The sequence below is a fragment of the Hephaestia mangrovi genome, from assembly GCF_019880555.1.
In the GTDB taxonomy this organism is placed as follows: Bacteria; Pseudomonadota; Alphaproteobacteria; order Sphingomonadales; family Sphingomonadaceae; genus Sphingomonas; species Sphingomonas mangrovi.
The window spans coordinates 59,380-82,638 of record NZ_JAINVU010000007.1; the positions used below are offsets into that span (position 1 = coordinate 59,380).

Annotated in this window: 16 protein-coding genes and 1 tRNA gene; 3 read left to right on the plus strand and 14 right to left on the minus strand. The window is 64.5% G+C overall.

Features of this window, described 5'->3' with window-relative positions:
* Positions 1-100 precede the first annotated feature (100 nt).
* The 4 genes from K7G81_RS15010 to K7G81_RS15025 all read right to left on the minus strand — a co-directional run bounded on the left by K7G81_RS15010 (position 101) and on the right by K7G81_RS15025 (position 4,509).
* Complete coding sequence (locus K7G81_RS15010; RefSeq protein ID WP_223031639.1) at positions 101-1,981, minus strand: hypothetical protein; 1,881 nt, start codon at positions 1,979-1,981, stop codon at positions 101-103.
* Entirely contained in the window at positions 1,978-2,229 is a 252-nt protein-coding gene (locus K7G81_RS15015) for a hypothetical protein (RefSeq protein ID WP_223031640.1), read from the minus strand. The genes K7G81_RS15010 and K7G81_RS15015 overlap by 4 nt, the downstream gene beginning before the upstream one ends.
* 220 nt (positions 2,230-2,449) lie before the next feature.
* Positions 2,450-3,178, minus strand: a complete 729-nt coding sequence (locus K7G81_RS15020) for a FadR/GntR family transcriptional regulator (protein ID WP_369412124.1) — start codon at positions 3,176-3,178, stop codon at positions 2,450-2,452.
* 206 nt (positions 3,179-3,384) lie between these two features.
* Entirely contained in the window at positions 3,385-4,509 is a 1,125-nt protein-coding gene (locus tag K7G81_RS15025; protein WP_223031641.1) for a glycoside hydrolase family 88/105 protein, read from the minus strand.
* A gap of 185 nt (positions 4,510-4,694) precedes the next feature.
* On the opposite strand from K7G81_RS15025, the gene manD reads away from it, so the two are divergent.
* Together manD and K7G81_RS15035 are read left to right on the plus strand one after the other, a co-directional pair.
* Entirely contained in the window at positions 4,695-5,906 is a 1,212-nt protein-coding gene (gene manD, locus K7G81_RS15030; RefSeq protein ID WP_223031642.1) for a D-mannonate dehydratase ManD, read from the plus strand.
* 19 nt (positions 5,907-5,925) lie between these two features.
* Positions 5,926-6,858, plus strand: a complete 933-nt coding sequence (locus K7G81_RS15035; RefSeq protein ID WP_255587114.1) for a DUF4861 family protein — start codon at positions 5,926-5,928, stop codon at positions 6,856-6,858.
* 353 nt (positions 6,859-7,211) lie between these two features.
* On the opposite strand, the gene K7G81_RS15040 is transcribed toward K7G81_RS15035, so the two are convergent.
* From K7G81_RS15040 to K7G81_RS15085, 10 genes are all read right to left on the minus strand, one after another.
* Positions 7,212-7,955, minus strand: a complete 744-nt coding sequence (locus K7G81_RS15040; protein ID WP_223031643.1) for a FadR/GntR family transcriptional regulator — start codon at positions 7,953-7,955, stop codon at positions 7,212-7,214.
* A gap of 78 nt (positions 7,956-8,033) precedes the next feature.
* Positions 8,034-10,907 (minus strand): TonB-dependent receptor, encoded by a 2,874-nt coding sequence (locus tag K7G81_RS15045; protein ID WP_369412125.1) that lies wholly within the window; start codon positions 10,905-10,907, stop codon positions 8,034-8,036.
* A 125-nt stretch (positions 10,908-11,032) separates the two neighbouring features.
* A complete protein-coding gene (locus K7G81_RS15050) occupies positions 11,033-11,890 on the minus strand; it encodes a rhamnogalacturonan acetylesterase (RefSeq protein WP_223031644.1) in 858 nt (285 codons plus the stop codon).
* Positions 11,887-12,639 carry an SDR family NAD(P)-dependent oxidoreductase gene (locus tag K7G81_RS15055; protein ID WP_223031645.1) on the minus strand — a complete coding sequence of 251 codons (753 nt, stop codon included), beginning with the start codon at positions 12,637-12,639 and terminating at the stop codon, positions 11,887-11,889. The genes K7G81_RS15050 and K7G81_RS15055 overlap by 4 nt, the downstream gene beginning before the upstream one ends.
* The gene (locus K7G81_RS15060; protein ID WP_223031646.1) at positions 12,639-13,928 is read right to left on the minus strand and encodes an MFS transporter; all 1,290 of its coding nucleotides are present in this window, start codon (positions 13,926-13,928) and stop codon (positions 12,639-12,641) included. The genes K7G81_RS15055 and K7G81_RS15060 overlap by 1 nt, the downstream gene beginning before the upstream one ends.
* Positions 13,925-16,135: an alginate lyase family protein gene (locus K7G81_RS15065; RefSeq protein WP_223031647.1), complete on the minus strand. Its 2,211-nt coding sequence runs from the start codon at positions 16,133-16,135 to the stop codon at positions 13,925-13,927. Before K7G81_RS15065 ends, K7G81_RS15060 begins: the two co-directional genes overlap by 4 nt.
* Positions 16,135-18,360: a chondroitinase-B domain-containing protein gene (locus K7G81_RS15070; protein WP_369412126.1), complete on the minus strand. Its 2,226-nt coding sequence runs from the start codon at positions 18,358-18,360 to the stop codon at positions 16,135-16,137. Before K7G81_RS15070 ends, K7G81_RS15065 begins: the two co-directional genes overlap by 1 nt.
* Positions 18,361-18,843: 483 nt before the next feature.
* A tRNA-Gly gene (locus K7G81_RS15075) sits at positions 18,844-18,917 on the minus strand.
* A gap of 120 nt (positions 18,918-19,037) precedes the next feature.
* Entirely contained in the window at positions 19,038-20,030 is a 993-nt protein-coding gene (locus tag K7G81_RS15080) for a dipeptide epimerase (protein ID WP_223031648.1), read from the minus strand.
* An 83-nt stretch (positions 20,031-20,113) separates the two neighbouring features.
* A complete protein-coding gene (locus K7G81_RS15085) occupies positions 20,114-20,800 on the minus strand; it encodes a helix-turn-helix domain-containing protein (RefSeq protein WP_223031649.1) in 687 nt (228 codons plus the stop codon).
* A gap of 122 nt (positions 20,801-20,922) precedes the next feature.
* Here K7G81_RS15085 and K7G81_RS15090 point away from each other — a divergent pair, with 122 nt between their 5' ends.
* Positions 20,923-23,259, plus strand: coding sequence for a TonB-dependent receptor (locus tag K7G81_RS15090; protein WP_223031650.1), 2,337 nt, complete (start codon positions 20,923-20,925; stop codon positions 23,257-23,259).

A 23,259-nucleotide genomic window follows, 5' to 3' on the forward strand; every position in this document is an offset into this window, starting at 1 on the left:
TCGTCCTTTATGCCTCGGTGGGGCCGGCGCCACAGGCTGGCCGAACCACAGGTGCCGTTCAAGCCTTCCTTACCGCCGCATCCTCCTGTTCCTCTCATTTTCAGTGGTAAGACAGAGTCCAGCCAATGGTGAGCGGTGCGTCCAGCTCGACGGCGCCGCGGTGGCAGCTGACCCGGCTGTGCAGTGCACCGCTCGGCGCGCGAAAGGGGGGAACGTCTACTGGCTCTGCGGTACATCGGCCCAGGCCTGTCGCACGAAACCGTGAGACTTCGCCCTTGGCGAACGCAACTTCGGTCGGGCTGACCGCATGCGGCGCGGTTGAAAAGCCGACGAAATCCAGATCGATCGCGGCGATATCGATCTGTGCGCCACCGCTGGAATAGCGATCCTCGCGGGTTATGGAGCCCGGCGAGAAGACATAGCTGGTAGTGACGCGGATGCGTGGATCGCGCTGCGGCGCGTCCTGCCCCATCCGGTCCATCGCATCCATGTGATAGGTAACGATCGTTCGGTCGCCCTGATGACTGATCTCGATCTGCTTGAACCACGCCAGCGGCATCAGTACCGAGCCGTCGGCGAGCGTAAAACGTGGGACGAGCAGCGGATAATCGGCATCCGCTGCGCCCGAAAGCATGCCCGTCGAGGCGGGGATTGGGAAATAGGGGTTGTGCATGTGCTGCCCCTTGGCGCCGTTCACCAGTGGCAGCCCGATCACGTGACCGCGGTCGCGGATCGTCAGCAGGCCTCGATCATAATCGTCGCGCGCGAAATAAGTGAAGGTCGAGCGCGACAATGACTTGAGCCAGGCGGCGTAATCGGGCGCTGGTGCACGATCCTTGAAGCCGAGCTCGTTCCATTCCTCGTTGGTGTACAGATATTGTCGATCGAGGCTGAGATTCTCGCCGAAAATGCGGTGCTTTCCGCGATAGGCATCGGTGCGGCGGCCCTTATCCCACATGTTTACCGATCCAGTTTCGGGATCGACCCAGAAATCCATGTAGCGGGCTGCGACGCGCGATGAATAGGCGTAGGCCATTCGCTCTTCGGTCGGCGACAACACGCCGAACTTTGCGGCGGCCGTCAGCACTTCCAGGAAGCAGGTCTCGCCATAGGGGCCGATGCTGCGGCCATATTCCCAGCCCTCGCCGGTCATGTTCAACCGCAGCAGCATCAATTCGGCCGATTTGCGCAGCCAGATCTTGAGCTCGGGCGGCGGCGCCATTCCCGTCTCGATCAGCCGCTGGGCGATCTCGCCAGCCAGCAACACCGAATACCGATCGAAGCGCCCTTGGCCGTCGGTTTCGTCGGCGAAACCATATCGGCCCGAATATTGGCGATAATGATCGATCATGCGCTTGAGCAGCGCATCGCTCGCCGAGGCGTCTTCCCAGCCCATCAGCATCCGCAGCCGGGCGATCGAGAAAGCCACGCCGGTATAGTTGTTGGGCAGGTTGATCGGCTGCATCGTTTTGGCATCGACGAATGTACGCCAGTCGAGCTTTCGCCGCAGCTTGGCCAGGGTTGGCGCACTCACCGCGCTATCGAGCAAGCCGGCTTTTTTCAGCTTATAGAGCGCTGAAATATAGTAATAGATTCCCCAGCTCTCGTTGTCGTCGTCGACGGTCATGTCGGCTATCGCACGATAATCGCGTAGATAGGCGTCGAACTTGGGGCTGCTGCGCGACGTATCGAGCAGCAGGTACGTCATCCCCGCGGCGATCTTGCCGGGCAAGAATTTGTCATGCGCGTCGAATACGCGAACGCCATCGAGCGTGGTATCGCGGCGCTGGTCGATCAGCTTGTGCAGCAGGCGGTCGAGCTGCGGCATGATCCGCCGCTCGACCGTCTGGTTCATCGGCGCCACCGTGGTGTAATAGGTGCCGTGCGGATCCTCGAGATTGGGGTGAGCGACCGGCGCGGCACCGATCGACACCAGGGCAAGCAGCGCAGCCGAAGCGCGGATCGTGCGGGCGAGATTCATGCGAACACTCCGATTGCCGGTTTGAAGATGCGGCCGAAAGCCTGGCTGCCGACGCAAGCCATGGCCTGATCGAGAGGACGCACGGGAATGGCAGTCGCGCATTCGTCGTCGCCGATCCTGGTCACCCGGGAGATGCGCTCTGCAAGCTGATCGACGGTCGGTTTGGCACCGGGATGATCGCCACGCGACGGCGCTTCACGACCCGCCTGAAACGTTCGAGCCATATTTGCGATGTTGGCAACGCTCATGACAAAGCCCCTCTCCTCGGGCCAGCGTTATCCCGCTGTTGCCCCATGATAAACAACCGGTGTCATCGTCATCGAGCGTTCGCTGAAGAGCGCCCTGTGTTTTTCCTACGGGAATGGCCGGCTTCTTCCCTTGGTTGTCATACAACCTCAGTTCGACTTAAGTTGCGCTGCTACCGGTGTCAACACCGGAGTAGCCTGAATTGGAAAGCGACTTAAAAGCTCAGTTCTTGTTGAACGTATCGCGCATCAATTCATGGCGATCGTGGCTGTTGCGCATGTGCTGTGCGGCGGCCTCGCGTGCCGCCGGCGCATCCCCGCGGCTGATTGCATCGAAGATCGCCTGGTGATCGCGGGCGATTTCGCCGACGAAATTTTGGCGTGAAACAGCGCCCGGAATGTTGAGATATTGCGTCCGTGGCGGAACAAGCCTGACGCCGAGAAACTCGGTGAATCGCGTGAAATAATCGTTGCGCGTGGCCCGGCCGATTGCGGTATGGAATGCGGTGTCGGCGTTGACGGCGGCATCGACGTCGCTCGATTGCACCATCGCATCGATCGACGCTGCCATCGCCTTCAGGTCGGTCTCGTTGCGTCTCTCGGCTGCCAGCGCGGCCATCTCGATTTCCAGCGGTGTGCGCATTTCGAACAGCCGGTGGATGTCGTCGATCTCCCGCAATTCCTCGGCGGTTATCTGGAAGGCGCGATAGCGGGCGCCGTCGGCGACATAAGCGCCCGAGCCTCGACGCGATTCAAGCAGTCCGCGGGCGGCGAGTCGCGCGAATGCCTCGCGCACAACCGTGCGGCTCACTCCCGCGCTGGCGACCACCGCGGCTTCTGTCGGAAAACGGGCTCCCGGCGGCAGCTCGCCCGACATGACGCGCCGTTCGAAATGGTCAACCAATTCATCAGCAAGCGCGGTCGCTTTCGTTATCGGGCCGGTCTTGGTCACGGACGGGTATCTCGCTCCAAATCGTGGGACGAGCAAGCCTTAAGCCCGAGGCGGCGACAAGGATGCCGCTGCGACCGGCGTGGCCGCAGCGGCGTAGGGGGCAAGGCCGGGGAGGATGTCCGCCTTGCCTGGACCTGATGATGGAGCATCCGGCATCACCCAGGCGCTGGACCCGATCGAAGCCGGAATTGCCGGGAACGGCCGCTTCAATGCCTCCGATCCTCCCGGGCGAGCGAATAGACTGCGCTACCAGCGAGCAACAACGCGCCCGAACCATAGAATTGGGTAGCCGACGCAGATGCCGTGTCGGGGCGGTCGCCCACTTGCTGCACCCAGCCGAGCATGCCGTTCGGCTGGACGGCGCGTTCGAGCGCCTGCCATCCGCGAACGACTATGGGCTGGTAAGTCGCGCGATCGAGCACGCCGAGTGAGATGCCGCTCGCCAGGGCGTAGGTGAACAGCGCCGTGCCGCTGCTCTCGGGTTGCTTGGCTTCGGTGTCGAGCAGTGAGGCGGACCAATAACCGTCCGGCTTTTGCAGCGCGGCGATCCGGCCGGCCATCGTGCGGAACAGGGTGCGATAATAGACGCGGCTTGGATCATCTGCCGGCAACGTATGGAGAATGCGGGCGAGCCCCGCCAACACCCACCCGTTACCGCGCGACCAGAACAGCTTACGCCCGGCATCGTCGCGGCGGTCGAAAAAGCGGCTGTCGCGGAAAAACAGGCGTTCGCGCGGATCGAAAAGATATTGCGCGGTCGCGCGAAATTCCTGATCCGCGAAAGCCCCGTAGCGTGGATCGCCGGTCAGCTTGCTCAAGGCGAACAGCGTTGGCGGCGCCATGAACAGCGCATCGCACCAGCACCAGCGGGTGGTGCAGGGCGGGTCACCATGGCCGCTCGGGTCAGGTATGAAGGCCAGGTCGTTGGTCGGCCGGTGCGCCAGCAGATAGTCGTAATAACGCTGCATCGGCGCCAGCGCCGCCTTGCCGGCGCCATGCACCGCTGCCCATGCCCAAATCTGGCCGATCAATTGATCGTCGGCATGGAACGGTCGACTGCCGAGCTGCCAGCGCTGTTGCCTGCCGAGCGCGAGAATTGGCGTGCGGTAGCGTGGGTCCCGATCAGCCAACGCGGTCATGCCGAGCCAGAATGTCGCTTGCTGCCAATCGAGCGGGTTAAGCGCGCCGGCATTGGCTGCGGGCATATGCGCGATAGAATCGCGATGCGCGAGCTGCCAGTTCGCCACGCGCTCGGTGGTGTGGAGGATCGAGCCGGGCGCGGGCAGCGTCGGTGCCGCCGCCACGGCGACTGTGATCAGCGCGGTCAGCACGAGCGTGCAGCCGCAACGCGCTCACCGTCACCCGCTGCGTCCATGCGGGTTGCAAATCGGCTTGTGGTCATTTCTCTCCCCCGGGACATATTTCAAAATTTCCACCGGTGTCACTGGTATTGTCGAGCAAAAGTTGTATGTCAACTTTGCGGGCGACGGAGCATTGCCGCTGAACAGGAGGGAACGTGCCGCGTATCATCGGATCCCGGGTCATCGTCACTTGCCCCGGGCGCAATTTCGTGACGTTGAAGATCGAGACCGACGAGGGCGTCTACGGGCTGGGTGATGCCACGTTGAACGGGCGCGAGCTCGCCGTGGCTTCATACCTTGCCGAACATGTCGTGCCGTGCCTGATCGGGCGCGATGCCCATCGCATAGAGGACGTGTGGCAATTCCTGTATCGTGGCGCCTATTGGCGGCGCGGGCCCGTGACGATGGCGGCGATCGCGGCGGTGGACACCGCATTGTGGGACATCAAGGGCAAGCTGGCCGGCCTGCCCGTCTATCAGTTGCTCGGCGGGGCCAGCCGTGACGGCGTGATGGTCTATGGCCATGCCAATGGCAGGGACATCGCCGACACGGTAGCCGCGGCGCAGCACTATAAGGAATTGGGATACAAGGCGATTCGGCTGCAATCGGGGGTGCCGGGGCTGGCCTCGACCTATGGCGTGTCGAAGGACCGCTATTTCTACGAGCCCGCCGATGCCGATCTGCCGACCGAGAATGTGTGGTCGACAGAGAAATACATGCGTTCGGTGCCCCCGCTGTTCGAGGCGGCGCGCGAGGCGCTGGGATGGGATGTCCACCTGCTTCATGACATCCATCATCGGCTGACGCCGATCGAGGCGGGCCGCCTTGGCAAGGACCTGGAGGTCTATCGTCCGTTCTGGCTGGAGGATGCGACGCCGGCGGAGAACCAGGCGAACTTCCGGCTGATCCGCCAGCATACGACCACGCCGCTCGCGGTAGGCGAAATTTTCAACTCGATCTGGGACGCCAAGCAGCTGATTGAGGAGCAATTGATCGATTATGTCCGCGCAACGGTCGTCCATGCCGGCGGTATCAGCCATTTGAAGAAACTGGCGAGCTTTGCCGAGCTGCACAATGTCCGCACCGGCTGCCACGGCGCGACCGATCTGTCGCCGGTCTGCATGGCCGCCGCGCTGCACTTCGACCTGGCGATCCCGAACTTCGGCGTACAGGAATATATGCGCCACACCGAGGAAACCGACGCGGTATTCCCGCACGCATATCGCTTCGAAGACGGCATGATGCATCCCGGCGACGCGCCGGGGCTTGGCGTCGACATCAATGAAAAGCTCGCTGCGAAATATGAATACAAGCGCGCGTTCCTGCCGGTGAACCGGCTGGAAGACGGGACGATGTTCAACTGGTGAAACGGATCGGGAGAGGGCGATGATCGGACGTCTGGTCGCAATGGCGACGCTGTTGGCGCTTACGGCGGGTGCTGCGCCGCGGCCTTCCCCGATGCCGATTTCGGCCAAATCGACATTGCCGCCACCGAGCCCGCAAGAGCGCAAGAAACGCGCGGAAGTCGTTTTCGCGCCTTATCGCTATGGCGATATCCTGTGGGAAAACGATCGCACCGCACACCGCATCTACGGCCGTCCGCTCGAGGCGATCGAGCCGCCCTCGAGCTCCGGCATCGATGCGTGGGGCAAGAGCGTCCCGTGGCCGTTTGCCGATCGCCAGCTGCGCACGGGCGATCAGCATGAAAATCACGGCGAGGGACTCGATTTCTATAACGTCGACACGTCACGCGGCGCCGGCGGTCTCGGCATCTGGCAGGACCACAAGCTGTGGGTGTCACGCAACTATGCGCATTATCGCATTCTCCAGAATGGTCCCGACGTCGCTTCGTTCGAGGTCAGCTACGATCCATGGCCCGTGGGCGTCGACCGCAAGGTATGGGAAACGCGTCGCTTCACGCTACCAGCGGGAACCAATTTCACCCGCATGGTTTCGACAATATCGAGCGATAAGCCGGATCCGCTGGTGGTCGGCATCGGCATTGCCAAGCGTCCCACCGACCCGGTGAAGCTGGGCAATTTCGATGCCGATGCAAAGACCGGGCGGTTCGTATGGTGGGGGCCGACCAACCCTGGCAAAGGCGCAATGGGCGTCGCAATCATGGTCGACCCGCAGCAAGTAGTCGGCGTTACCGCTGACTTCGATAACTATCTCGTTCTGGTGACAGTGCAGCCGGGGAAGCCATTCGTCTATTATTCGGGTGCGGCCTGGTCTCGAGGGGGTGACATCCAGACCATGAAGCAATGGAAAGACTACGTCTATCGCCAACGGCCCAATTTCGCGCCGGGAGATCGATAGCGGCTCACCAAATCTTTGTAAGATCGCCCCAAAAAACGATTGGTGCCTTGAACCAGCTCCGTGGAAGGACTCCCTACCGCGTTGCGGAGCTATTTGCTTTGTGGCAAGCCACCTTGCCGTCGGCCATGGGCCTGCCGATACGACGCGCACGCACGCCCTTGCCGCCCGCGTTTTGCCTGCGTCGATGAGATCGAAAATGCGTCGTCATTGGTAACGGCGAGAATGCAGGCCGCCGAGACCGATGTACGAGCGAGGGTCGCGAAATCCGGTTGGCCATTGCGCAAGCTGGTTCCGGCCGGAAGGGTGAGGAGCCGAAGGCCGCAAACCAGTTCTACGCCGGAGACCGGCGATGGTCAGCCGAGTTGCGCGCTCATCAGAAAGCGCGCGCGGCTGGCGGCGGCGCGGTTCTGGATCTCCTCGATCGCGCGCTGTTCGGTCGCATCCAGCATGGCGGCGAGCAGCCGGTTGAAATGCTGGCGCATCGCCAGGCGCGCCGCGGCTGAATCGTGCGCGACAAGCGCATCGACGATCGCGGCATGCTCGCGCTGACGGGTTGCGCCGTCATGGTGACAGATCGCGGCATGCGTATCGCGCACGCCGGGCAGCTCCGTGCGAAATCGCCACAACGTCTTGATAACGTGGATGATCGCCTTGTTGCCCGAAGCCGCCGCGATCGTCAGGTGAAAGTTGCGGTCGATCTCGGTGGCGCGCTCATCATCGTCGATGTCGGCCGCCATTTCGTCGAGCAACTGGCGTAGCAGCGCCAGATCATCCTCGCCGATGATCGGGGCGGCGAGCGCAGCGGCTTCGGATTCGAACAGCGAACGGGCCTCGGTCAATTCGAAGGCGCTGATCTCCGGCAAACGGTCGTCATCGGGCTGCTCTTCCGAAACATAGACTCCCGAGCCGGTCTTGATGCGGATACGGCCCGTCGCCTGGAGCGCGATCTCGGCTTCGCGAATGGTAACCCGGCTGACGTCGAACCGCTCGGCCAGCTCGCGCTCACCGGGAAGTCGCGAACCGGGGGGGAACACGCCATCGTCAATCAGCGCAATGATGCGATCGGCAATGTCCTGGAAAAGTCGTCGTCCCGCCATCGGTTCGTTCTCATCGTTCCTACCCGATTGTCTTACCGCTCATGCGCTCAAGCGCAAGCCTCAGGCCACATGCGCGCATCAGAATCGGACCCGCGCACCGATGAAGAATTTCGACCCGTAATAATAATATTGCCGGACGCTGCCGTAGACGGGCATGTAATCGATGCGGTTCTCGTTGAACAGGTTGAGCGCCTGGAATTCGAGGCGGAGATTGCGGTTGACGTCGTACGAGGCACGCAGGTCGAACGTCCCGACCGGGCTGACATAACGCAGCTGTGCATTGCCGCCGACGAAGTCCTGAAAGTAATGTGATCGGTAATTGTAGATGCCCTGCACCGACAGCCCGCCAATCTCGTAGTAAAGCTGCGCCGACAGCACGTCCTTCGAATAGCCGGTGATGTTGGCGGGCGGGATGATCCCCGGTGTTACCGTACCGGTGGTGGGATCGACCACGTCGCCGAGCCGGATATCGTAATTCCTGAAGTTCGACAAAGCGTGGCTGTAGCTGATCTTGCCGCCGAACCCGTCGAGCGGGTGGGGCAGCCAGGAAAAGCGGTTGGCCAGCGTCAGCTCGATGCCGTAGATGTGGCTCTTCTGCGTGCTGTTCTGCCGCTGCGTCACCGGCACGGTGACGGTTTCGCCGCCTATCACGAAATCCTCGTCGCGCACGACGGGAATGAAGCCGCCGGCGAATTGCTTGTAATAGAGCGTGCCGGCGACGATCGTGTCCTTGTTGGGATACCATTCGAGCGCGAGATCGCCGTTCCATGACATGATCGGCTGCAACTTCGGGCTGCCGCTCGCGGTGATCTGATCGATGGCGTCGGCGACCGAGGTGAAGTCGGTGCCGTCCGCAAGGCGGATGTCGCGACCGGCGCTGAGATCGGTCGGTGCCGGCCGCGACATCGCGCGATAGGCGGCGGCGCGGAAGATGACGTCGCGGCGCAGCTCGAAATTGGCGTTGATGCTGGGCAGGACGCGGAAATAATGGTTCTTGATCGAAACGCCCGTGAAATCGCCAGTCGGTTCGAGCCGGATCGAGCCGTCGGGGTTGGTCACCACCTCAAGATCGCTGCGTAGCCCGCGTGAGACGAGGCTCGTATCGACCACGCGGACGCCGAAATTGCCGCGGATCGGGGTCGCGCCGAGCATGCTGTCATAGGTGCCCATGACATAGCCGGCCCACACCTTCTCGGTCACGTCGGTGCTGTCGATCCCGCGCGTGTCGGCGGGCGGGCCGGGATCCTCGGTGCCGAGATAATGCTGGAACTGGCACAGCGTGTCGAAGGTCGCCCACGATGTGACCGACCGGTCCGGCGCGTCGGCCATATATCCCTGTTGCGGGAAATAGGTGCGGCAGGCCTCATTGACCTCGGCGTCCAGCGAGCGGTCGTTCTGGGTGATCTCGTTGCGGCTCGAATTGGCGGTGGTGTGGCGCCATGAATAGCGCGCGCCGGCCTTGAGCTGTTTGAGGAATCCGCCGACGTCGTAGGCGACATCGCCACGAGCGGCGTAGATCGTGTCGCGATTCTCGTCGTCGTCGCGGCGGAAGCGCGCATCGTCGCTGAACAGCGTCCAGTCATTGGGATCGAAGCGCGGATCGAACGTGACGGTCGGCAACGCGCCGGTCGCGTCGTAGACATAGGGGATGCGCTGATTGTTGATCGGCGTCTTGTCGTTGTAGATGTCCTTGGCGTCGGTCCTCAGCCGCGTCTGGCGCTGGATGGTGCTGCGCTTGGTGTGCGAATAGGACAGATCGGCATCGACCGTCAGGCGATCGACCGGACGCCACGAGACGTCGCCGCCGATGCCGGTATAGGTCTCGAACCGCTCGTAATAATTGCCGTTGGCTTCGACCGAGCTGGTCCCTTCGTCGTGCAGCAACCGATGCTGGTCGTCATATTGGACGTTCTGGAGATTGTAGGTCGGCTCGGACAGGTTCAGGTCGTGCCGATCCTCGATATAGTGGCGCTTCGAATATTGCGTGTCGATGTTGATATCGAGCGTGTCGGTCGGTTTCCACTGCAGGCCGCCGATGAAGGCGTCGAGCTTGTCGGTCTGGCTGATCTGGCGGAACGCGAGCGAGTTCGGCGCGAGATAGAAGGGCGCGCCGGCGGCGGCGTCCTCACGCGAGACCTCGTTGCACTTCTTGGCCGAAGGATTTTCCGGATCGCAGGCGAACCAGGTGCTGCTGCCCGCCACCGTCTCTTCGGGTTCGTTGATGTCGCGATGCTGATAGCCGAGCGAGATGCCGACATCGCCGAGCGCGCCGAGATGGAACTGGTCGATATAGCTCGCGGTGCCGCGCCAGCCCCAGCCGCTCGCGCCGCGGATGCGGTTCTCATAGGGGTTGTAATTGGCCTTCACGTCGGCCGAGATCAGTCGCTTGCCGTAATCGAGCGGGTGGATCGTGCCGAGCTCGATCGTGCCCGCCACGCCGCCCTCGATCAGATCGGCTTGCTGCGACTTGTAGATTTCGATCTTGTTGATCAGCTCGGACGGGAACTGGCTGAAGTTGACCGAGCGATCGCCGCTGCCGTTGGTCGCCTCGCGGCCGTTGAAGGTGGCGTTGCTGAGGAACGGGCCGAGGCCGCGCAGCGCGATCTCTGTGGCCTCGCCGTGATCGCGATGGCTGGTCGCGCCGGTGATCGATTCGATCGCGTCGCCGATCGACAGCGCCGGCAGGTCGCCGATCTGCTGCGAATCGAGCGCATCGACGATCGCATTCTCGTTGCGCTTGACCGCGATCGAGGTCTGCAGCGTCTGGCGGATGCCGGTGACGGTGATTTCCGGGGGCGCGGCATCGGGGGTGGTCGCCTGTGCCTGATCGGCGGGCGCGGCCTGGCCCTGGGCGAGCGAGGCGGCGCCGAGGTACCATAAGGCGACGCCGCCCTTGAAACCGATGTGCCCCATGCGGCGAACGCACGTCGAGCGACGATCACGATGTGTCACGATTATCCCCTCCCTTGTTATGTGCCGGTCGACCGATCCGTGTTTACGATTTCGTCGACGCAGATTTGCTGATTTTTGCAGACCAAATTTGAGAGATTTCTATACCAATTGTTGGCTGGACCGCTTCACGGCACCAATTGGCTGCGCAGCGCCGGCACCGCCTTGGCGAGATCGTCGGCGACGATACGGGCGACCGTCCGGGCGCCGGTATCGCCGAGATGCGTGTAATCGAACTTGCGCATGATCTGGCCGTGCGGGCCGTCCGGCGTGGTCGGCACGTCGGGCAGTCGCGCCTCGTCCTTCGGGCGCGGCGGCAACGTGGTGCCCGTTTTGGCGGCGGCGCGTTCCGCGGGCAGCGGCGCGGTCATCGCCAGGCTCATCGCCTCGACCGGCCCCATCCGCTGGACGAGCGCGGCGCTATCGGCGTTGAGGTCGACCAGCGGGGTATCGGTCGCCTTGGCGACAGCGCGCACCTCGTCCGCCCAGGGAGCGAGCGTGTTCTGCAGCTTGCCCGCCTTGAAGTCGCGGCGGCTGAGCGGGGTGATCAGCACCGGAATCGCGCCGGCGGCGCGCACCTCGACGACATAGCGGCGCAGATTGGCGGGGAACTCGGTGGTGCGGTCGGTCCAGCGCTCGGGCGCCGAGGACTGGTCGTTATGGCCGAACTGGATGAGGACGTAGGTCCTGGCATAACCCGGCACGCGCGCCTCGGCCAAGGCGATGGCCCATGAGCCTTCCTGGCGATAGCTGCGCGTGCTGCGACCGCCGCGCCCGAGGTTGAGGCAGGCGGCCGACGACTTGACGTGTTCGGCGCAGAACATCGACGCCCAGCCGCTGCCCGGCGCCATCGTCGAATCGCCGACCAGGATGATCTTCTCCGCGCGGATCGGCGGCGCGTCGGTGCGCGGGCGCTGTGCGGCTGGCGCGGCGGTGGCGCCGACCAGCGCAAGCCCGGCGGCGACGGCGAGCGCGACGCGCCTCATGAGAAGGCGAGCCCGCCGTTGATGTCGACATTGGTGCCGGTGAGGAACGCCGCGTCGTCCGAGGCGAGGAACGCGACCGCGGCGGCGACCTCGTCGGGCGTGCCTTCGCGGCGCAGGGGGGTGTTGCCGGCGACCGCCGCGCGGCCTTCAGGCTTGGAGAAGATATCGTGGAAGCTGGTGCCGATCAGCCCGGGACACAAAGCGTTGACGCGAATGCCCTGCGGCCCGAGCTCCTTGGCGAGGCCGCGCGTGAAGGTCATCACCGCGCCCTTCGAGGTGGCGTAGATGGTCGCGCCGGGGCCGCCGCCGTCGCGCCCGGCGAGCGAGGCGAGGTTCACGATCGCGCTCCCCTTCGCCATGTGCGGAACGGCGGCCTTGGTGACGAGGAAGGTCGATTTCAGGTTGAGGTCCATCACCGCGTCGAAGAACGCCTCGTCCATCTCGGCGAGCGTCTTGCGCGCGATCATCCCGCCGGCGACGTTGACGAGCACGTCGATGCGGTCGCCGAACGCGGCGCAGGTCGCCTCGATCAGCCCGAAAACCTCGTCGCGTCGCGTCACGTCGGCGCGATAGAGCAGCGCGGTGCCGCCTGCGGCCTCGATCGCGGCCACCGTCTCCTTCGCCGACGCCTCGTCGTTGCGGTAGTTGACGACAACCCTGGCGCCTTCGCGCGCCAGCCGCTCCGACACCGACCGGCCGATATCGCGCCCGCCACCGGTGACCAACGCGACCTTGTTTTCGAGTCTCATCAATTGCTTCCTTCTTCGGGTGTTGGAGTGGTCGCAGCGATCGGTGCCTCGCGCCCGGCAAGCAGCCACACCGCGGCGACGCCGAGCGGCACGATCGCCGCGGCGAGAATGAAGATCGGCGCGTAGCCGTGGCGGGTCATCGCCGGCACCAGCCAGGTGGTGATCAGCGTGCCGGCGACCGCGGCGGTGCCCCCGATCCCGGTCAGCGTGGCGACCGCGCCGCCGGCGAAATAGTCGCCCGGCAGCGTCTGGATGTTGTTGATCGAGACCTGGAAGCCGAACAGGATCGCCGCGATCAGCAGCACCGCGACGAGCGGGCTGGCGGCGGTCGCGGTGAGCAGCAGCGCCGGCAGCATGATCGCGCCGCCAAGCGTGATCACCGTCTTGCGCGCCAGCGGCACACGCCAGCCGCGGCGGATCAGCGCCCCCGACAGCCAGCCGCCCCCAAGGCTGCCGAGCATCGCCCCGACATAGGGGACCCAGGCGAACAGCCCGATCTGCGCGACATCGAACTTGAAGGTCTCGGCAAGGTAGATCGGCAGCCAGGAGACGAACAGCCACCAGATCGGATCGAGGAAGAAGCGCGCGGCGATCACCGCCCAGCTTTCGCGGTGGCGCAGCAGCGCGGCGACGCGCATCGTGCCGGCGGATTTCGCCTCAGCGCCGCCGTCGGCGATATAGGCGCGCTCTTCCGCGCTCAGCCACGGATGGCGATCGGGATCGCCGCGATAGAGCCACAGCCAGGGAACCAGCCACAGCAAGCCGAGCAGGCCGACCACGGCAAAGGTCGCGCGCCATCCGAACGTGCCGAACAGCAATGCGATCAGAGGCGCCGAGATGATCGCGCCGATCGAGGCGCCCGAATTGAAGATGCCGAGCGCCAGTGCGCGCTCGCGCGACGGGAACCATTGCGAACTGGCCTTGACGGCGCCGGGCCAGTTGCCGGCCTCGCTGACGCCCAGGGTAATGCGGAGCAGCGAGATCAGCCCGAGCGAGCGGACCAGCGCATGCGCGGCGATCGACAGCGACCAGATCAGGATCGAGACGACGAAGCCCAGCCGCGTGCCGATCACGTCGATGATCCGTCCGAACAGCGACTGCCCGGCGGCGTAGGCGAGCATGAACAGGGTGACGAGCAGCGCGTAGTCCGCCTTGCTGGCGCCGATGTCCTTCGACACGGCGGGCCACATCACCGCCAGCGCGTTGCGATCGATGTAGTTGATGACCGTCGCCAGCCCGATCAGCGCGATGATCGCCCAGCGCAGCCGCCCGCCCACGGTGCCGCTCATGGTGTCACTCCCGTGTCGAAGCGGGCGAAATGGCCCGTCCAATCGAGCGCGCGGCCGTCCAGGCTGGCGTGGTGCCCGGCATCGGCATCCGCCGAATCCGCGATCGCCAGCGTGACGCTGCCGCCGCTCACGAAGTCGATCGTGACGAGATCGGCGTCGGCGGTGCGGACGTGGCGGATCGCGGCGAGGTTGCTCTTGTCGCCGACCACCGTCTCGGCCGAGGGATCGTAGGCGCCGTGCGGCTCGAGCACGGCGACGAAGGTGGCGTCCTTCGCGCCGGTGACGCGCTCGATCAGCAGCGGCTCGCGACGCAGGTTGAAGTTGGCGTCGTTGGCGCCGATCTGGCCGAGGATCACCTCGGCGCCGGCGGGCGGCAACATCCGATAGGTGTAGAAGCGGCCGTCGGTCAGCCAGGTCATCCGCGCATTGCCGGCATCGAGCGGGGCGGTGCCGTCGACCCAGATATGCTGATAGCCGTTCGCCTTGCCGAGCACCGGACGATTGGTGACGTGCGACTGCAGCTTGAAGCCCAGATCGACGATGTGGCCGCTATAATGGAGCGGCAGGTCGTAGGTCGCCGGCTTGTCGCCATGGACGCGCAGCAGGTCGACGATCAGCGGGCGGGCGTTGCCGGCGACGGGCAGCTGGACGAGGGTGCGGCGGAAGGTGACGCCGGGCCAGGCACCCGCCATCTCGGCGGTCGAGACCTTGGTCGGCCGATCGCCCGAAAAGTAAATCTGCGTCGGCGCGACCTTCTGGCCGGCGTGCCAGTCGGCGTCGAAATCGCTGGTTTCGTTGACGACCAGCGTGTTGTGCGCGACCGTCTGCTTCGCCCAGGTCTCGTTTTCCTCGAGATAGCGGCCGCCTTCCTTGCTCTCGACGTTGAGGAAGCGTGCGGCGCCGTAGTCGGTGACGATCGGGTGGCCGTCGTCGTAGAGGATCCACGACAGCTTGTCGAAATGGCCGTGGCCCATGCCCATCGCCGTGTTCTTGGCGACCAGCACCTCGCCGGTGTCGCCGGCGTCGGAGCGCATCACCGCGATGCCGCCCTGCTTGCCCTCGGGGCCATCGCGGAACAGCGCGGAGGCATAAGGGAACGGCTTCGCCTTGCCCGCGGCGAGATCGCGCGCAACCTCCAGCCCGTCCGGGGTCAGCGCGGTGCGGCCCTGCCACTTGGCGATCGACAGCAGCGCGGGATCGTGCGTCTCCGCATAGCCGGTCGCCACCGCCTGATACAGCTCGGCGGTGCGCAGGCTCTTGTCGAGCAGTGCGTCGTTCAGCGGGAAGAAATAACCGTCATAGGTGAGCTGGATCGTCGTGCGGATCGCCTTCAGCAGCACCCCGTCGCGATACTGGAAGATGTGCCGGCCGGGATCGTTTTCGTCGATCGCGCGCGCGAACACCAGGAACGGCTGGATCGCATAGCGCTCGTAATAAGGGCCCTCGGTGTAATAGCCGTCAGGGGAGAACAGCAGGTCGATCTGGCGCAGGAAGCCCGATTTGCCGCTCTTGTCGGTGCCCTTGAGCGCCATGTCGACGAAGTTCTGGTCATGCAGCACGTAGCCGGTCATGCCGACGCCGGCACACGCCCAGGTGGCGTGGTTGTGGATCAGGTTGAAGACCTCGGGCCGGCCGGTCGACAGGAAGGTCGCCATGCGGCGGAAGACGTTGTCGTCGATATTCTTGCGGTCCTGCGGCGACAGCGTGTCGCGGATCGCGTCATAGCCCTGGATGCCGTAGACCAGCCACACGCTGTCGTTGAGGCTCTGCCAGAACAGCCGCCCCGCAGCCTCCTCCCTGTTGGCGGCGGGGTGGGGGCCGAGCGTCGGGTAGAGCTTGGCATATTGCAGCAGCATGTCGCGCGCGAAATGCGCGTATTTGACGTCGCCGGTGATGCGGTAGAGCATCCCCGCGCCATAGAGCGCCATGTAGTTGCGCTTGTGCTGCTCATGGGTGAAGCCGCCGCCGGGGTCCTTGGGGACGGGCACGTCGATCCCCGCCTTGATCGCGGCGTCGACCATCTTTCGGGTGCGCGCCACTTCCTCGGCGAAGAGCGGATAGCGCGCCGCGTCGGCCGCCATCGCCTTCAGGCCGGCGGGATCGAACAGCACCGGTCCGGCGGACGTAGTCGGTGCGGCCAGCGCGGGCTGAGCGAGGCCGATCGCCAGCGCCGTCAGCGGCGCGAGCCAGAGGGTGGCGTGGCGCATCATGCTCCTTTCACGAGATTGTCGGTGACGACCGTGCGCGGCGGGCCCTTATAGTAGAGCTCGTCGATCACCGGCGCCGGGGTATCGTCGAAGATGTTGCGCGTGATGACAGTATGCGGGGTCCCGACAGTGTGGGTTTCGCGAATGCCGCCGCTGGCGCGGAAGCTGTTGTCCGCGATGTGTGTCGCCTGAACGCCCCAAAGCACGATCGACCCGCCCGCGCGGCCACTGTCCGCGACCGTCGAGCCGGTCATCGCGAAGCGCGGGCCGAGGCTGCTCTCGTCCTTGCCGCCGCGCGACAGGACGGCGATGCGGCCGACGTCACGGAAGCTGGAACCGGTGATCGTCGCATCGCCGACCATGTAGAACCCGTCGTCATCGGGCTTTTCGTTCTCATCGGGCTTTTCGTTGCCGGCGAGGACGGTCCCTGAGACGCCATCGAAGTGGCTGTCCTTGATGGCAATGGTGCCGGCGAAGGTGTTGGCGGTGGTGCGCACGACATCGAAGCCCGGCGCCCCAGTCATGTCGGCGAACGAGCAATCATCGATGGTCAGCGCATAGGCGCCGGTCATCGGCGCGCTGCTCGAGCGGATCACGGCGTTGCCGGGCTGGCGCGGCGCCTCGGCGCCGGTGATCGCAAGCCCTTTCAAGGTCAGCTTCCCGCCATTCTCGATGCGGAACAGCGTGGCGCCCGAGAAAGCGAGCGTTGCGTTGCCGTCGACCGCCGCTGTCAGCGTCAGCGTGCGGTCGACGACAATCGGCGCGGCGACGTGATAGCGCCCCGCCGCAAGCTGCAGAACATCGCCGCTGCGCGCCGCGGCAACGGCGTCGCCGAGCGACCGGGCAGGGGGGACCTTGCGGATCGCACCGCTGCCGAAGGCGACGGGGACCGAGGCGCCCTTGGGATACCAGGGCACGCCCACCTCATCGCGGGTGACCGGCTTCAGGTCGCGCGGCGCGCCGACCTTCGCCAGCGCCGGATCGGCGGGGTAAAGCAGGCCGTTGGCGCCGCGCGCCAGCGCCACGGCGCGCCGTTCGATTCCCGCCGCGGCGGGCTTGCCCGCAGGCGACTGGACGACCCGATCGAAGCTGATGCCGGCGATCGACGCGCCGACATGGATCGGATCGGCGCCTTTGTCCTTGACGATCAGATCGGCGACGAAGCGCGTGCTTTCGGGCGGGGCGGAGCGCTCGGCGTCAGCGCCGCCGCCGAGATTGATCTCGGCCGGATCGATCACGCTGTTGTTGGCGATCAGCGCGTTCTTGACCGGCAGATAGCGGTTGATCGGCGAATTGGGGACGCCGTTCATCACCGTGATCGCGCTGCGAAAATCCTCGCCGGCCAGCCCCTCGAGGTAATTGTCGCGGACCGTCTGCCGCTCGTTGATCACGCGGATGCCGCCGGTGTGCGGGATGTCGTGGCCGAAGAAGACGTTGCGTTCGACCGTGTTGCCGTTGCCGTGACGCAGCGTGAGCGTGCCCTGCGAATCGACGAACAGATTGTCGCGGATCACGTTCGCGCCCGACTTGACCGAAATGATCTCGACCTCGCCGTCGCAGCGATCGAACAGATTGTCCTCGACGATCGAATGCGAATCGCTGCCCGATTCGGTGCTGGTGCCGATGCGGATCGTCTCGCCGCCATTGCTGCCGAGCGGTGGGCGCGGCCCGAAATAATTGTGATCGATGCGCGCGCGGTTATCGAGCGGATAAGGCTTGTCCCGGATCACGACCAAGGTCGCGCCGTCGTTGCCCTTGCCCTCGAACTGCGAGTGATCGACGCGGTTGTCGGCGCCGTAGATCGAGACCCAATGGTCCTCCTTGTGGCGATCGGGCTGGTTGAAACGGTCGATAACGATGCCGGTGATGCGGCTGTGGTCGGCCCAGTGATGCGTATCGGTGCGGAATGAGACGACATCGTCGTCGGGCGTGTAGCCGTCGCGAAACACGAGGTTCGACACGACCAGATAGGATCCCGCGAGCTTCAGGTTCGATCTGCCGGTCAGGATTACCTTGCCGGGATGTTCGGCGGTGAGGGTAATTGGTTTGTCCGCAGTGCCTCGTCCTACCAATTGGATGGTAACGTCACGCCACTCGCCATCTGCGAGCGCGATCGTGTCGTCCGCTTTGAGCTGGCGACTTGCCGAGACGTAGGCCGCGTTATCGTGGACCAGCCAAGTCTTTGCAGAGGCGGGGCCGGCCAACGACACCAGCAAAATTACCACATGATTGAGTCCTTTAGGCACGCCCGCTCCCCATCATCTTTTAATCTTTTATCGTTGGGCTAGCCGATCAGTAAATAATATGCAACCCAATTATTAAAACCAAGTGGTAAAAATGGAATAGTAAATTGGTATGAATCATGATTTGCCGAACTGTTTGGGCTGTCGATGTCGCGGGATGCTGCATTGGTCGCGCAACCGTCTCCCACGTCGGGGTTTTCAGTCCAAGCATGACTGGTTGAGCGGGCGGAGTCGGTGACAGGCTACGCGGAGAGAGACGCGCCTCAACGGGGATGGAGGGCTTCGCCAAGGGGCGCCGCAGCCCGCATATAGACATCCGAACGCCTGCATGCTGAGAGGGCGATGCAGCGGGAAGTTGTTTCCAGGTTGACCCGGGCGTGGGCGGCGCAAACCACGGACGGAACAACAGAGCCCTGTTTGTGGCAGATTTTATACGCCGAGCAGTGCTAATTTTTCGAGAAAGTTTGGAGCGGGTGAAGGGAATCGAACCCTCGTCGTAAGCTTGGGAAGCTTCTGCTCTACCATTGAGCTACACCCGCATTTCAAGCGCCTGGCCGTGAGCCAGCGGCACGTTCTTGTCCTTAGCCTGATAGCGGGCTGCAATTTGCACGACTCGGTTCGTCCGTCAACGTGGATCGTTTGCCCAGCGCTGCGCCGCCTCAGCGTCCCCAGAAGCCTTCGGGAACGGTGAAGGTGCCATCGGTGTATAGCTTGGCGGCATCTGGATCCTCGGTGAGGAACCAGGCGCCGTCGAGATCGACGATATCGCAGCATTGGCCGATCACATAGGCCGGGGCCATCGCCAGGCTCGATCCTGCCATATTGCCGACCATCACGGTCAGTCCCATCCGTCGCGCCATCGCCACCATGCGCAGGGCCTCCGTAAGGCCACCGCATTTGTCGAGCTTGATGTTGACGACGTCGAAACGGTGGCGATGCGCCTCAAGTTCGGTGCCATCGAGGATACTCTCGTCGGCGGCGACCGGGATCGGCGAGCGCCAGCCGTCGAGCAGATGCTCGCTGCCGCGCGGTATCGGCTGTTCGAGCAGCGCGACGCCGGCATCGGCGAGCATTGCCGCCAGCGCGTCGAGCTGGTCACCGTCATACCCCTGATTGGCATCGACACCGAGCCAGATGTCGGGGCGTGCGCCGCGCACCGTGCGCACCCGATCGGTATCGGCGGCGAGATCGCCGTCGAGCTTGAGTTTCAGCGCCTTGACCGGGGGGAAAGTGGCGAGCCGCTCCAAAATGACGGCGGGCCTGTCAGCCGGCAAGGTGAACGTCGTCACCAGCGGGCGGGGGGCGGAAACGCCGGCGAGGCGCCAGACCGGCTGGCCGGTGCGCCGCGATTCGAGTTCCCATAACGCGCAATCGAGCGCGTTTCGGGCGCCGCCAGCCGGCAGCAGCGCCTGCAGCACGTCGAGATCGGCGCCGGTTTCGATCGCGTCGCGCACGCGCTCGATCTCGGCGGTCATGTGGTCGGGATCATCGCCCAGATAATAGACGCCGGCGGCTTCGCCGCGCCCGACGAGATCGCCTTCGGTGATCGTCGCGACGAGCGAGGGCATCGAATTGAACAGATAGCCGGAAATCCGGAACGGCTCGCGCATCCGGTTCTCGATGCGGCGATAGCCGAGCGCGCGGCGCGTCACAGCGCGCCGCCCTGCGAAACGACGTGGGGATGGGCGAAGCGGATGAGCGCGGTCTGCATGACCGCGTTATCACACGCCTTGTTTCAAGTTTCAATATCAGAAACATCGTGTGGGTGCGCGGGCGGTTTGGTGCCGTCCGGCGACACCAGGTCCCAGCTCTGCCCAGCCGATTCGGCAACACGCTGCATGCCCGGGCCGGCGCAGACCGAAAGCACTTCGCAGGTCTCCGCGCTGGTCTTGATGTAGCCGTGAGCCATGCCGCTATCGAAATAGACCGAATCGCCTGCCTTGAGCGGCAGCGGCGCGTAGAGATCCGAATGCAGCTCCATCGCGCCGCGCAGCACGTAGAGATACTCCTCGCCGGTATGACGAACGAGACCGCCCAGCGCGTCGACATCGTCGGCAATAACCTCAATGATGATCGGCACCATCATCTTGCCCAGCAGTTCGGCGGCCGGATAGTGATGTCGATGCCGCTCAGAGCTGGCATTCAGCCATCTCCCGGCGCGCGCGACGCTGCGCCGGCCGACTGCAGGCGGCGCCTGATCGGCGGCCGGTGCGCCGTTGACGAGGCTGCCCAGATCGACCCCAAGACCCTGCGCCAGGCGCACGAGCTTGTCGTAGGTCATCGCCATCTTGCCGTTCTCGAGCTTCGAAAGAGTCGAATAGGGCAGGCCGGTGCGCGCGGCGAGGTCGCGCAGCGTCAGCCCCTGATCGATGCGCGCGGCGCGCAGCGCCTGGCCGGGATGTGATGCAGTGTCGATCGTCATGGTCTCTCCCGCGCGGACGCTATCGCAATTCGTCCGACAAGGGAATGGATGTGCGGATTCAAGAAAAAAGTTGCCAAATCGGAAACAACGTGCACAATCACCGAGTCAGGGAGGCATAGACAATGGCTGTTCGACCCAAGACGAGCTGGCTGATCGCCACCGCGCTGATCGCCTGGGCGTCGCCCGCATTCGCCCGAGCGACAGCCGATGCTGCGGGCGCCACGCCAGCGCCCGCACCGGCCGCGCAGCAAAGTGATCAGATCGATACGTCGCAGGATATCGTCGTCACCGCGCAGAAACGCGACCAGACCTTGATCCAGGTGCCGCAGGCGATGTCGGTGGTGAGCGGCGCGACGCTCGAATCGCATCAGGCGACCAGCCTGGTCGACTACGCCGCTCTGGTGCCGGGGCTGACGTTGCAACAGGAAAGCCCGGGCGAGAGCCGCGTCATCCTGCGCGGCATCAACACCGGCGGCAGCAGCCCGACGGTGGCGATCTATGTCGATGACGTGCCGTTCGGATCGAGCACCGGTCAGACCAATGCCGCGCACCTCGCCGGCGACATCGATCCGTTCGACATGCAGCAGATCGAGGTGCTGAAAGGGCCGCAGGGGACGCTCTACGGCGCCAATTCGCTGGGCGGGCTGCTGAAATACGTCACCAACCCGCCGCGGTTCGACAAGGTCGAGCTGCGCGGCCAGGCCGGGGTCGAGACGATCGACGGTGGGGGAACCGGCTGGTCGGGCAACGGTGTCGTCAACGTGCCGCTCGGCAGCACGCTCGCGGTCCGCGCCAGCGGTTTCTATCGCAAGACGCCGGGCTATATCGATGCGATCGGCCGGCCGGCCAGGAACGTCAACGACGCCGAAAGCTATGGCGGCCGCGCGGCATTGCTGTTCAAACCGAGCGACAATTTCTCGATCAAGCTGAGCGCGCTGGTGCAGAACGTCCGCGGCAACGCGCGCAACAGCTACGACGCCGATCCGCAGACGCTGAAGCCGATCAGCGCCGATCCGATCACCGGCGACCCGGTGTCGGGCTTCAACCGCTACCAATTATTCCCCGATCAGAACAACGCCGACTACCGGCTGTTCGCGGGCACGCTCAACTGGGATCTCGGGTTCGCGACGCTGACCTCGGTCACCAGCTACGGCAAGCTGACCCAGCACGAATATATCGATTCGACCTTCGTCGATGCCGGCGGCATCTCGATCGGCGATCTCGTCACCGCCTATGTCTACGGCTCGCCGAACCCGCTCGGCGTGACCGAAAGCTCGCACATCACCCAGAAGAAGTTCACTCAGGAAGTGCGGCTCGCCTCGCCATCATCGGATACGATCGAGTGGCTGATCGGCGGCTATTACACGCGCGAGCCGGGGCAGATCTACCAGACCTATGTGCCGTTCGACCGCGCCACCGCGGTGCCGCAGAGCCCCGCCAACGATTTCGGCGGCACCCATTACGACCAGTTGGTCGTTGCCGAACTAGACTCGGTCTACAAGGAATATGCCGGCTTCGGCAGCGTCACCTGGCATGTCGGTCCGCGCTTGGATCTGACCGGCGGCGTGCGCTACAGCCACAATAACCAGACCGCGACGCAGATCCTTGCCGGCGCGCTGGCGGGGGGCAGCAGCACGCAGGACGGCAAATCGTCCGAAGGCGTGTTCACCTGGTCGATCGCGCCGCGCTTCCAGATCAACGACCGCGTCGCCGTCTATGCCCGCGTCGCCAAGGGCTATCGGCCGGGCGGGCCGAACGTCGCGCCGCCCGGCGCGGGGCCGGATTATCCCTATACCTACAAGGCCGACACGCTGGTCAGCTACGAAGCCGGCGTGCGCGGCGAGACGCGCGATCACAGCTTCGCGCTCGATGCGTCGGTCTATTATCTCGACTGGAGCAAGATCCAGGTCCTCGCCACCTTCCAGACCGCGCTCGGCCCGATCACCGCCGACGGCAACGGCAAGGGCGCGAGCGCCTACGGCACAGAGATCACCGCGACGGTGCGGCCGATCCACGGGCTCAGCATCGTCAGCAGCCTTGCCTATAACGACGCCCGGCTGCGCGGCGATACTGGCTCGGGCGGCTATGACGGCGATCAATTGCCCTATGCGCCGAAATGGACGGTCAACACCTCGGCCGACTACGAATGGGCGCTATCGGGCGATACCAAGGCGTTCGTCGGCGCGACGCTGCGCATGGTCAGCGATCAGCCGGCCGATTTCGATCTCGGCTATCAGACGACCTATGGCCACCGGCTGATCCTCGACGGCTACGACACCGTCGATCTGCGCGCGGGCGTCGATTTCAAGCCCTTCACTCTTACGGTGTTCGCCAAGAACGTCGCCAACTCACGCGGGTTGATCTACGCCGGTACCTACGGGCTGCGTGCGCCGGGAAATATCGCCGTCGCCCCGGTCCAGCCGCGCACGATCGGCGCGACCATCGGGTTCGCTTTCTGA

Coding starts and splice junctions, on each gene's coding strand:
- K7G81_RS15085 (WP_223031649.1), bottom strand. CDS start 20,800: ATGACGATCGACACTGCATCACATCCCGGCCAGGCGCTGCGCGCCGCG.
- K7G81_RS15015 (WP_223031640.1), bottom strand. CDS start 2,229: ATGAGCGTTGCCAACATCGCAAATATGGCTCGAACGTTTCAGGCGGGT.
- K7G81_RS15050 (WP_223031644.1), bottom strand. CDS start 11,890: ATGAGGCGCGTCGCGCTCGCCGTCGCCGCCGGGCTTGCGCTGGTCGGC.
- K7G81_RS15065 (WP_223031647.1), bottom strand. CDS start 16,135: ATGCGCCACGCCACCCTCTGGCTCGCGCCGCTGACGGCGCTGGCGATC.
- K7G81_RS15090 (WP_223031650.1), top strand. CDS start 20,923: ATGGCTGTTCGACCCAAGACGAGCTGGCTGATCGCCACCGCGCTGATC.
- K7G81_RS15010 (WP_223031639.1), bottom strand. CDS start 1,981: ATGAATCTCGCCCGCACGATCCGCGCTTCGGCTGCGCTGCTTGCCCTG.
- K7G81_RS15060 (WP_223031646.1), bottom strand. CDS start 13,928: ATGAGCGGCACCGTGGGCGGGCGGCTGCGCTGGGCGATCATCGCGCTG.
- K7G81_RS15055 (WP_223031645.1), bottom strand. CDS start 12,639: ATGAGACTCGAAAACAAGGTCGCGTTGGTCACCGGTGGCGGGCGCGAT.
- K7G81_RS15035 (WP_255587114.1), top strand. CDS start 5,926: ATGATCGGACGTCTGGTCGCAATGGCGACGCTGTTGGCGCTTACGGCG.
- K7G81_RS15040 (WP_223031643.1), bottom strand. CDS start 7,955: ATGGCGGGACGACGACTTTTCCAGGACATTGCCGATCGCATCATTGCG.